At 45.4% G+C, this 13,703-nt stretch carries 1 protein-coding gene; it reads left to right on the forward strand.

Annotated features, from left to right (window positions below; genetic code table 11):
* Window positions 1-258 precede the first annotated feature (258 nt).
* Complete coding sequence (locus QF117_RS13040; RefSeq protein ID WP_282389317.1) at window positions 259-13,524, forward strand: retention module-containing protein; 13,266 nt, start codon at window positions 259-261, stop codon at window positions 13,522-13,524.
* Window positions 13,525-13,703 lie beyond the last annotated feature (179 nt).

Here is a 13,703-nt window from a genome sequence, read left to right on the forward strand (position 1 = left end):
CCTAATCCTAATCCTAATCCCGATCCCAAAGCCTAAATAAAACTCTCCTTTTTATCTGTTAATCCGACTTATTTTTGAGACGGTAGAATCAACTAAAATTCTTAATCTGGTTCATAATATGCATATGAAACTGATTATCACAATTAGTGTAAAAACATGACGTCACACCAATAATTTGTTACTTTGACGTTATAACAATTAAATTGTAACGATTAATTTATTTGCTGTTGATTTTTAAAAATGGCGCTTGAGGTTTTTATGGATGTAAACGTTTTACGACACAGTCAATTAGTTAAAGAAGTCTCTGGGGATGTTATCGCAGTTTCACCAGCTGGAAGTGCTCGTAAAGTGTTAGCCGGGGAGACCATTGATGGCGACAACATTGTTATCACGATCAATGGCGCGAGCGTTGTTATGAATAATGCAGAGTCTCAACTTAGCATTATCGATGAGAATTGTGTTGCCTGTGTCGATGAAACTTCCACTTGGAATGTAGCTCCTATTGCGGGTGATGTGAGTGTCGATCTGGATAAACTGAGCGGTGTTGAGTTTGGTGAAGATGACCTGGCTGCCATTCAAGACGCTATTTTAGCTGGTGCGGATCCAACCGAACTTTTAGAAGCAACAGCCGCCGGTGGGGCAGCCGGTTCTGCCAATGCAGGCTTTGTAACCATTGATTATACGGGAGCCGAAGTTTTAGCCAGTACGTTCTTTGAAACGTCTGCGCTGGCTGCTGAAGAACAAGAGATAACGGCTGATGAAAGAAGGGCGCCGGCGTTAGCAGGAGGAGGCGAGAGCATCACCGCCTCACTGCAAGAGGGAGTCCTTTCTCTTGATAGCTACCCTCAATCTATCACAACGACCACAACCATTTTTTCAGGGGACTTACCCTTAGACCCTGACTCATTTATTCCTGACCAAACGTCTTTAGCCGCTCTTCTTTCGGAGCTAAATTCCGATATTACGTCAACAGGTCAGGCAGTCACCTTCAGTTATGATTTAGCAGAGAATGCCATCGTAGGTCAAAGCAGTGATGGCGAAGTGTTGCGCATCGATCTCAACACAGCGCAAAGCGGTAATGATGTCACCCTCGAACTGACGACGATCATCAGCCAACCCATCGATCATGTTGCATCGATTGGTGGAGGATTGGTTTCACTGGTCGACGATCAAATTCTCATCACATTTGATATTGAAGGTGCAGATTCTGCGGGTAATCCGATTTTAGCGCCCATTGAAGCACAAGTCGCCGTCATTGATGGCGCGGATCCGGCACCGACAACTGTTAATGTTGAAAATACGGAATCGAATACACAGCAACTCGCAGGTGAGTTTGTTCAAATAGGCAGTGATTCACTGTCCACCGTTGCTTTTCAGCTGAGTGCTTTAGCTCAATTTGATGGCGTATTAAGTGATAATCAAGCGACGCAGGCGGCGCTTTCAAATGATGCGAAGACCATTACGCTTTCGTTAGTGGAAAGTGATGAACCAGTACTTGTTATTACTATTGATACTGACGGCCGTTACCAATTTCAACAATTTAAATCATTAGAACATAACGAGTCTGATGAGCTTATCCTGTCGCTGCCAACCACCATAACTGACTTTGATTCAGATACGGTCACCAATGCGATTAATATCACCATTGTTGATGGTCAAAACCCGGTTATTACCAATGTAACGGCCATCGAAGTGGATGAATCCGGGATTTCAGGTGGTTCCAATGAAGGTATCTCAGCGGTCAGTGGAACGGGTGACATTACGGCTAATGTAGGCAGCGACGCGATTGATCATTTTGAGTTGGAACCGAGCGAGTTTAATACGGATGGATCGCTGACATCGCAAGGGCAAGCGATACAGCTGGAATTAGTCAGCAGCGACAACGGCGTCCGCAGTTACCAAGGTTATATTGTCCTTGATGGCACTCGAGTCACCGTTTTTGAAGCTCAAATTGATACCCCTGAATTAGGTAAATATCAATTTACTTTGTTTGAGCAACTTGATCATTTAGGGAGCCAAGACACTTCTCTAACGATTAATTTACCGATTTATGCAGTGGATACCGATGGCGATCGTTCGAGTATCACTGAAGGTTCTTTAACCAACGAAGCGGCATGGATTCAAATCAATGTGGCGGATGATGCTTTGGAATTAGTGGACAACACTTTTTCTGTAACCGAGCCAACAGAAGAAGGTGACACCACTTTCTCACACCGTCTGTTTACCGATGCACCTAGCTCGGAAGGGGCAGACACTGCGACCATTCAATCGTTCACCTACTCGGGAAATACATACAATTTAGACCAAAGCGCCGAAGATAATGCCTCTCAAACGTTCACTCTGACAGAAGGGACGTTAACCATTTCACTCAATGGTGACTTCTCTTTTGACGTTGCTCGCGATATTGATCATTCAACCAATGAGACAATCAATAAACAGTTTGTGTTTACTGCGAGAGATGGAGACGGTGATATCGATACCGCGACGGTCGATATTGCTATTACAGACGGGCAAATCCCTGAAATAAAAGTGGTCCCAAAAGTCGACCTTTCTGAAGCTTCATTGTTGGATGGAACATCGCCAAACAGCGCTTTAGTCAGCAGTTCCGCATCGATCGTTTATGCGCAAGGAAGTGATGATGTTAGCCACTTCAGAATCGACACCGATGAATTTAATTCGGGTACTTCACTCTCATCGAATGGTCTGAAAGTCGAGCTTCGAGAAGTCGAGGATTCAGGTCAATATATTGGTTTTACGACCAGTCTAACCGGGGTAGAAACGCAGGTATTTACGTTAACGTTTAATAATTACGGAGATGTAAATAGTTCGGATAAAGGCCACTATACGTTTACGTTGCTTGATGCTCTCGATCACCCTGACGGGCAAGTGAATAACCCACTCGATTTTGATCTGCCGGTTTACGCCGTTGACAGCGATGGTGACGATTCTGTCATGATGCCGCTTTCGGTGACCATTGAAGATGATCTTCAGATCATGCAGGGTAACAGCCTGACGATTACAGAGCCTAGCGATTCTGAAATTTCAAGTGGTTCAAATGCGGCTAACCCAAGCACTGACACGATAGAGCTTTTCTCTGCCAAAGGTGCTGATGGTGCGACGATTACCGAGTTTAGTTATGGCGGTGGTGATTCTATTGCCCTTGATCCTGCGATAACTGGCGAGCAATCTTTTGATTTTGATGAGGGTACGTTATACATCACCCTTGGCGGTGAGCTGCGTTTTGAGCCGAATCGAGATTTAGATCATTCCAGTGGTGATATCACGAAATCCATCGTAGTGACCTCAAGTGATGGCGATAAAGACGAAGTCACGGCAACGGTAACGCTCACGATTGAAGACGGCGCAAATCCTGAGATCAACGAAGTACCGACGGTGTCTCTCTCTGAATCTGCACTGGCCGATGGTTCAGAACCTAATGGCACGCCAGCGAGTGCGTCTGTCGTTAGTCACTCGGCATCAATCACTTACACAGAGGGCAGCGATGATATCAAGCACTTTGAAATTGCCATTAGTGACTTTAATTCTGATGATACGCTTAAGTCTAATGGGTTAGTGGTTAAGCTTCGAGAGGACCCTGAGGATTCAGGGGAATACCTTGGTTTTACGATGGATTCGTCAAATCAGGAAACACCAGTATTCACACTCACGTTTGATAATTACGATGATGCAGACAGCACAGACAAAGGCCTTTATACCTTCACCCTTATAGAGGCGCTTGATCATCAAGACGGTTCAGGTAAGAACCCCATTGGTTTTGTTTTACCTATTTACGCGATAGACACTGATGGCGATGTTTCGGTGAAAAAACCCCTTGCCGTCACAATTGAAGATGACGTGCAAACCATGCAGGGCAGCAGTCTCACTATCTCAGAGCCGAGCGCTGATGAACTCGCTTCTGGTGCGAGACCTAGTACCGACACGGTTGAACTCATTTCTTCACAAAGTGCGGACGGTGCAACCATTACTCAATTTACCTTTGGCGACAGTGATCCTATTTCACTTAATCCAACGGTTTCAGGTGAGCAGTCTTTTGATTTTGATGAGGGCACCGTGTTCATTACCCTCACGGGTGAATTACGATTTGAGCCAAACCGAGATCTAGATCATGTCAATGGTGATATCACAAAATCTATCGTTGTGACCTCAAGTGATGCTGATAAAGACGTCGCAACGGCAACGGTAGAACTCACGATTAAAGATGGTCAAGACCCTGAAATTACTGAGATACCGGCGGTGTCTTTATCTGAATCTTCGCTTGCTGATGGCTCAGCACCCAATGGCACGCCAGTGAGTAGTTCTATTGTCAGCAGTTCTGCGTCAATAAGTTACGCTGAAGGTGGCGATGATATTAAGCATTTTAAAATTGCCATCAGTGACTTTAATCCGGGTGACACACTCAAGTCGAATGGTTTAGTGGTTAAGCTTCGTGAAGAATCTGAGGATTCAGGGGAATACATTGGTTTTACTGAAGGTCCGCTAGGTCAACAAACACCAGTATTCACCCTTAAGTTCGATAATTACGGTGATGCAGACAGCACTGACAAAGGCCGATACACCTTTACCTTAATCGAAGCGTTCGATCATGCGGTTGTGCAAGGAAGTAATCTACTCAATTTCGTCCTACCCGTGTACGCGGTCGATACTGATGGTGGCGTCTCTGATGAAAAAGATCTTGCAGTAACGATCGAAGATGACGTGCAAACGATGCAGGGCAGTAGTCTGACAATCACAGAGCCAACTTTGGATGACTTGACTGGTGGTGCGGCTAATCCAACAACAGATACCATTGAGCTAATTTCTGCTCAAAGTGCTGACGGCGCAACCATTACTCAATTTACCTTTGGTGGTGGAGATGCTATTTCACTTAACCCAACGGTTTCTGGTGAGCAGTCCTTCGATTTTGATGAGGGTACATTATTCATTACCGTTTCGGGTGAATTACGATTTGAGCCGAACAGAGATTTAGATCACTCCGGTGGTGATATCACGAAATCCATCGTGGTTACCTCAAGTGATGGCGATAAAGACGTCGCAACGGCAACGGTAGAACTCACGATTAAAGATGGTCAAGACCCTGAAATTACTGAGATACCTGCGGTGTCGTTATCTGAATCTGTGCTTGCTGATGGCTCAGGACCCAATGGCGCACTAGTGAGTACAACCGAGTCAATTGATTATACGGAGGGAAGTGATGACGTTAGCCACTTCAGAATCGACACCGATGAATTTAATTCGGGTACTTCACTCTCATCAAATGGTCTGAAAGTAGAGCTTCGAGAAGTCGAGGATTCAGGTCAGTACATTGGTTTTACGACCAGTCTATCAGGGGTTGAAACGCAAGTATTTACGTTAACGTTTAATAATTACGGGGATACGAACAGCACAGATAAAGGCCACTATACTTTTACTTTGCTTGAGGCCGTTGATCACATCGATGCCACCGAGAAGGATTCACTCAGTTTTGATCTACCGGTTTACGCGGTTGACAGCGATGGTGACGATTCTGTCATGATGCCGCTTTCAGTGACCATTGCAGATGATATTGCAACGATTGACGACACCACAGATTCGAGTGAATTTAGCCTCAATGAAAACAATATAAGCGATAATCGTGCTCAAATCAGTGGCGGTTTTGTCACGACACAGGGCGCAGATGGGGTTGAATCTTACCAACTGGACAATTTGGTTAGCGCGGCAGAAAACCTGTATTCCTCTGGTCATAAAGTGACGATTGAAGAAGTCAACGGGACAGCTAACACAACCCATTATCAAGGGGTGGCTAACGGTAAAACCATCTTTACATTAGCACTTGGCGATGATGGCGCTTATACCTTTACCTTGTTGGAGCCTCTCGATCATTTAAACGATGCCACGGCCCTAACGATTCCATTTGATGTCGTGGCGGTTGACCGAGATGGTGATGCATCACAGGCATTCGATTTACCGATTGAAATCGTTGACGACACGCCAAATCTATCAGGGTTTACGGGTGAGCAGCGGGTGGATGAAGATGATTTAAGTGGCATTGGATCCGATCAACGTACCGACTCACTTAACGATACAGTCATTTCTGGCCAGTTTAACATCAATGAAGGCGCCGATGGAGTGGTCGAATATCGACTCGTCGATGCTTCAGCGACCATCAAAGATCTTACCAGCGGACAAGAGCCTCTAGAATGGGGCACTTCGTCTCAAAGTGGAACCACGTTTACCTATACCGCGCAAACAACGAGTGGCGCGCCCATTTTTAACATTGTGTTTGACGCTGCAGATAACCGTTATCAGTTTGAATTGCTCGGTCCAATTGACCACCCGATTGCAAATAGCGAAGACAGTATTCAACTGGATTTTTCAGTTGTTGCCATTGATTTTGATGGGGATGTTTCCAATTCAATCACATTGCCGATTACGATCACAGATGATGTGCCGACCATAGCCGGTGTCGATATTTTGCGCGTTGAAGGGGATGGCTTCGATGACATTACAGTAAACATGTTTGAATCGAGTAATGACGCGGGTGCTGACGGTGCGAAGCTTACTCAAATTGAAGGCACCACCTCTAACGGCGCCACAATAGTTTTTGGTAACTCCTATCAGGGCTCCATTAATCTACGAGATGGCGAACAAAATGTCCGTGTTTATGAGCAAATAAATGATGCCTCAGGGGGCACAGAGACACGCCAATTAGGTGTGTTAAGGATCAATTCTAATGGCGAGATAGATTTCCGCGCAAGTAACCACCTCGAGCATGATGGTAAAGACATCAATTTTGCTATCAATGTCACTGCAACGGATGGAGACCTTGATACCTCGATAGCCCCAGTGAATATCACCATAACGGATAGAGAAGCCAGTCCTGTTCGACTCAAAGTGACGACGTTTGAAGATGCAGGCCGAGATCGGAGTATTAAGTACGCTTCAGGTGATGAGCCAGAAACAGAAAACGATCAAGATAACCAACAGGGCTTGGCTGATACGCCAGCTCAGATTTCACTGAAAGTAAACCTGCATGATGATGATAACGATGAATCAATCGGCTCTCTGACGATCAAAGAAGGCGATCATCACGGGACATTTTACTATTTGAAAGATGGTGAATTTCATCAGTTGGAAGCGGATCCTGTTACGAAAAATATTGTATTCGATGGTTCAGTATTGCAACAAAGTACAAGCTTGGAAGGCAACAATACGATAGCGACAATTGACAATCTGTATTTTGTTCCAGACAAGAATTATTCAACGGGAAATGGTGGCGTGACTGTTCGTTACCAAGTTGAAATTGACAAAGAAGGCGGCAATGCTGCCCCTGTCGACTCGAACTTTAGAATTGAAATTGAAAGTGTTGCTGACATAGCGACTTGGAATGACGATCGAAGTACTTACTACTATGAAGCCGATGAGGATGATAGCAACGTTAGGCTACAGCTTCGTGCGGAATCTCTAGATACGAGCAGACCGGAAACCATCACTTATCAGCTAAGAGTGACACAAGGCGAGGGTAATTTTGAGCTGTTAGATCGAAATGGTAGTGTCATTACGCCAGAAAATGGTGTGTATATCATAGCTTCAAATCAGATAAACCGAATGAGTGTGAATCCAAACGATGATTTCTCAGGTCAAATTCGATTCGAAGCCACCGCAGTCACGAAAGAACGTTCTAACGCTTATAAAGATGATGCTAACGATATTGATAAATCGACAGCAGTATCAGAACCGAAAGAACTCATTATCGATGTGAAGCCAAGTGCGGATAGTGGAAACTTTGGCGTTAAACGAATCCAAATTAATGAAGACAATATTGCTGAGCCTAACGACTACGAACGTGATGACAATTACAAGCCGTTTACGTTAGATCAAGTGATTACAATGGCACCTTCTGTTGATGCAGATGGGTCAGAAACTCTGTTTGTTCGTATTTCCGAGGTGACTCAAAACGCAGAATTGGTATGGAAAGGTAACGGTGACAGCCAAATTGAAACCATAGACATTGATGGTATTGTCTATGTCGAAATTCCGTTTGATCAGCTCTCCAATGTGCATGTCGTGCCTGAAAAACACAGTAACGAGGACTTTACGTTTAAAGTCACGGGTGTCATTAAAGACAGTGCGACTTTGTCGGATGGGGATGTTCATATTGATGAAGAAGTGCTGGGCTCAAAAGTCGTCAATGTTGCAGTGAAAGGCGTCGCCGATAACCCTGGTGGAGAAAAGTTTAGAGGCGATTGGGAAAACTTTGATGATGGCGATGTTCAAGGGCTACAAACTACCATTGATGAAAGCCAAAGTGGTAAGAACTTTGCGGTGCTAGATTTTAGTATCATTTCTGGGGAAAGGGCAGATAAGCCACTTGATGACTCGGAATCGGTCACCGTTCTTTTAGCTAATATCCCAGCAGGGGTGGTTATTGAAGACAGTGATGGAACCGAGATCGACCTAAACTTTGTTGGCTATGACAGTCAGGGGCAACCGGTTTACGAAGCCAATATTACTGGCGGTAATAATACCTCTGGCATCATCATCAGACCGGTGGACTCTTCCACTGAGAATATTCATGTGACTGCCAATATTATTGTGACTGAAAACGATGGGCACGCTCATATATTCAGCCAAGAGATTCGAGTCAAAGTCGTACCAGTGATTAATACGACTGATGGCTATGAGACAACCTCACTAGGCAACGAAGATAGCCCGATTAATATTCACTGGCATCCAGAAGGGCTTGATTACATCGACAGCGATGAGCACTTTACCGCCATCATGATCGAAAACATTCCTGTCGGCGCTCAGGTCATCGTTAACAATGCGTCGGTTAGTATGAATGTCATAGATGTCATGGACTCAAATGGCCTGGTGGTGTCTCAGACATTGACGATAGACCCTAATGGCTTAGCTCCAGGTGACTTCACCGACATAGCCATGAAACCGGACTTCATTCAAATCGTGCCACCAAAAGATTCCAGTACAGATTTCGAGCTCAGTACTACGGTTGAAATCGAAGAGCGCGACCATGAATACACCAGTGATGACATCGTTGGCGAAGGTGGTCGAGTCACAGCAACGTTAACTGGGACGGTGAATGTTGTCGTTCGCGCAATCGTAGAGCCAGAAGATGACGACAATAAGCTCACTGTGACTAATGAAAACGGTGATACCGACTATTCCCCTGTGACTAATGGAAATGGTGAACTTGAATACCCTCCAATCTCTGCAGACGATAAGGGAGTGATTCGTTTTACGACTAATGCTGAGAATCCGAGTCTCAGCGGTGAATACGTTGTTAAATACAATGAAACCGATGAGTCTTCTGCAGAAGTTGTTGGTGATGTCATCATCCAACTTACTCATACAGATGGAACTGCATTGGAAGACAGCGTTATCGACCAACTACTGGTAACGGGTGCTGCGTATGAAGGAAATGGACGCTGGATCATCACCAATGAAGCTGCGTTTAGCATTAGTGCACCGCATGGTTTGGATTTAACGCCTGCAAATAGCGTCAACCAGCTTCAGTTGAAAATAGAAACGTTAGTCAGTGATATCGGTGAGGACGCCAACGAACGTTCCCCTAATGTAGGCAGAGAAACAACCGTTAACCTCGAGTTCCCTGAAACGCTTGATACTGGTGCGGAAGTCGCGGCCAAGGCGACCATTGATCCGGACAGGCTCATTGATGCGACTGAAGATATTCAGGTCAATCTAGGCGAGCAGTTAGAGTTAGAGGACATCATTACTTTCAATAACAAAGACGGCTCCCAAGATGAAGTAACCATTGTGATTGATGATTCCGTCACGATCGATGGCGTGACTTACCCAATTTCAATTGGGGGGGCAGAGGAAGACTTTGTTAATGGGCAGTATGTTTTCCAAACTCATATCTCCGAATCAGGCGTTGTCGGCTCTTTGAACGGTTTAACGCTAACATTGCCCAAAGATTTTTCGGGTGACTTTAGGTTGCCTATTACGGTTATCACCAAAGATACAACATCAGGCGATACGAACGTTGAGAGTGGCAATGTGATTATCCATGTTGACCCGATTGCCGATGTTGCGGGTAATAATCTCAAACTCACACTAGAGGTGTTGGGATCGCTTGATGATGATATGAATGCCCTTGATCAAGATGATGATGGACAGCCTGATAAGGTTGGTTATGAAGACAGCTTTATACAGCTTGATTTGGGTTATCAGCTGGCGGATAAAGTGAGTGGCATAGAAGGCGGTCAAGAAGCGCTGTCTTCGGTCACTATTACGCTACCAAGCAATCCAACCGTCGGTGCTTTTTATGCGCCAGATGGTAGCAACCTCGGTACGTCATTAACGTTTGACCAAGCACAAATAAGCAGCGGTGCATTAAGCAATATTTTGTTTAGAGCAAATCCAAATTACCCCGGCGATGATGACCAAAATGAAGTCACCCTGACTATCACTGGAACCGTGGCGGATACAGCTGTGTTTGATGTACTTGACCCTACAACGTCATCCGAACACTCGGACACCTTCACAATCACAGCAAGCTTTGAAGTTGTTCCTGTGGTTGACGATATTATTGTCACAGACAACGATGGTAACCCGTTGTTAGATGAAAATGGTGAGCCAGTAAAAGAGATACAAATAACGACCAATGAAGATCAAGTGGTGTCACTGGGTTCGTTGTTATCTCCGGTTGCCATTTCACTGATGGACCTCGACGGTTCAGAGCAGTTTGTGTCACTCAAGTTCACAGGAGTGCCGGAAGGGTTCTTCTTACTGGCCGATTCGGGTTACACCGTTAAGAATAACGGCGATGGGGTGTGGAGTGTGAAAATTCCATCGGATGCTGGTGCGTCTGTTGACCTTGGTGCTATCTCTGTTCAACCGCCCAAAAACTTCAGTGGTAGCGCAGAATTTGGCATTGCGGTCTTTACCCAAGAATCATTGCTTGGTGTCCCAACGCTTGCAACAGATTTGCCTAAGTTCGTTTTGGATGTGGTGCCAGTTGGTGATGATATTGATGTGGATGCCACCGATTCGGTATCGGGTTCAGAAGGCATTAATATTGATATTGATCTTAATGCGGAGGTGGTCGATAAAGTCAATTCCATCTCGGGAAGTGGAATCTATAGCGAAAACGGCCCAGAGGTCTTGCGGGTTGAGGTGACGGGAGTCCCAGATAATGCGTCTATTTATTATCCTGATGGCACTACACTGGCCACCTTTGATAACGTAACCAAAGTATGGACGCTGGATATTCCAGCACCGCAACTGAATAAAATCGTCTTTAACTCTGGCGAGCACAACAGTGATGATGGCAGTGTTCTTGGTATTACAAACCCACTGACGATCACGATTCAATCGGTCGATAAAGACGCGGATAATGGAGAGCATCTTGGTGCGCCCGTAACAATTAACGTTGCGCTCGACATCGATCCTATCAATGATCAACCGACGTTTGTGGCCGTCAGTGATCTAGAAACTCAAGAAGACACCACCATCGCGATAAATCAATTTTCTATTGCCGATATTGATGCTATCTACGATGACCCAGATGCCACCTACACCTTAACGTTGAGCTTCGATGCCGATGTTCACGATGGATTGCTGGAATACGCTTCGTACCCGGGTGTTGACGTGATATTGAATGATGGCAATCAGTTACAGCTGAGCGGAAAAGTCGCTGATATAAATGCGGCTTTAGCGGCAGGGAATGTCACTTTCAAACCTGCCGACGACAGTAATGACATTAACTCGGGCAGCGCGATCACCATGACTGCGGTTGTCGCTGATAACGGAAACAACGGTAGTGTCGATTCAAGTGGTACGAGTGCTTCTTTGAGCAATCAAACCTCATTTCAAATCAGTGTGACGGAGGTGAATGACCAACCGACCGCCAGTGATATCGATTTAGGTTCAATCGATGAAGAAGGCAGTATCCTCATCTATGCAAAAGATTTGGTTGATGCGACGGCCGATAAAGAAGGTCATGATATTCGTATAATCGATTTGGTTGTTGAAGGTGGAGAGGGACACCAACTGGTTAAGAGTGCAGATGGTACTTATTGGACGTTTACCGCTGCCGATGAGTTTAGTGGTGACGTAAAACTCAAATATACCGTAGAAGACAATGGGACAACCAATGGCAATAATGACTTTTTAACCGATACAGCGAGTGTCAATTTTGTCGTTGAAGGCGTCAATGATCAACCGGTCGTGAACGGCGATACCGTGACTCATGTTATTAACGAAGCGGAAGGACAACTCATTAGCGGGATTAGCATCAGTGACCCCGATTATGTTGGCGGCTTTGCCGGTGATTTGATGACGGTGACCCTAACTGTCAGCGATGGTATGTTGTCGGTCAGCTTGCCTACTGGATCGACGCTATCGGTGTCTGGTGATCACAGCGATGCGCTGACTTTAACCGGAACCTTAACCGAACTTAATGCGTTACTGGATAACCCCGAAGATCCAAGCGGTGTCCACATCGATGCCAGCCTTGTCACGGGTAATGCGATTGATTTGCAAGTGGTCGCTAAAGACAGTGGGAATCCATCAGGAATTAGCATTGAAAGCGAACCTGAACAATACAGTATCACTGTGACTCCGGTGGCAGATGCTCCAACATTGAGCGTTGATCCCAACTTTAACTACATCAGAAACATAACGGCGAGCCAAACTGCAAGCTCTAATGGCATTGCGATTGTGGGCTTATTAGCCGCATTGACAGACTCTACCGAAGCGCTGACATTACAGCTTTCTGGGTTACCAAATGGGGCTAAGCTAACCAGCGAGAATGGTGAAATAACCCCTAATGCAGGCGTTTGGACGGTAAACCCTGAGGACATAGCGTCGTTAAAAATCGATAGCGCTCCCGTTGGTGAGCATACTTTAAGCGTCATCGCGGTATCGGAAGAGTCGAATGGGGACACAGCATTCTCTGACCCCGTTAATGTACAGCTTAATGTTGTTCTAGATGCGACGGTGATTGATACATCGGATAAAACAGACGCTCAGCAGTTGCTAGGAGAAGGAGAGAACAGCGCTTTAACTTCTGGTAACGGTGATGATCGTTTAGAAGGTGGCTCAGGTAATGACGTTCTGGTCGGCGGTGCAGGGAATGACACGCTCCTTGGTGGGCAGGGTGATGACACGTTAGAAGGTGGCCTTGGTTACGATGTGCTGACGGGAGGAACCGGAATGGATACCTTTGTATGGCATGAAATCGATGATGGGGTGACGGATACAATCACCGACTTCCACATTGATGAGGGCGACAAAATTGATCTTCGGGATGTGTTGCCTGAGTTAAACGCGGAAAATGTCAACATGGAGACGCTACTCGCGCATGTCGATGCTGCGATTGCTGGTGATGATGTTACGTTAACCATTCACCCTGATGGCGCCGGTTCAGGAGAGCAATCAATATTGATTGAAGACCTTGCACCGCAACTCCAGTTAGGGGGAAGTGATTCCAGTGATATTCTGTCGGCCTTACTCGATCAACAAGTGATTATTCATGATCTTTGAGGCTAGCTTTGTAGACTGTTTGTTTAGTTTGACTCTGTAGACGAGGTTTTTTGGTAAACAAAACTTAACCTTGTTTATGTCGGCAATACTGCTGTCTGCAATTAAAAGGCAATGAATTTTGTAAGTACAAGGCCATGAATTATCATGGCCTTTCGGTTTTATATCTTTCGGTTTTATAT

It is taken from the genome of Vibrio sp. YMD68, assembly GCF_029958905.1.
Lineage (GTDB): Bacteria > Pseudomonadota > Gammaproteobacteria > Enterobacterales > Vibrionaceae > Vibrio.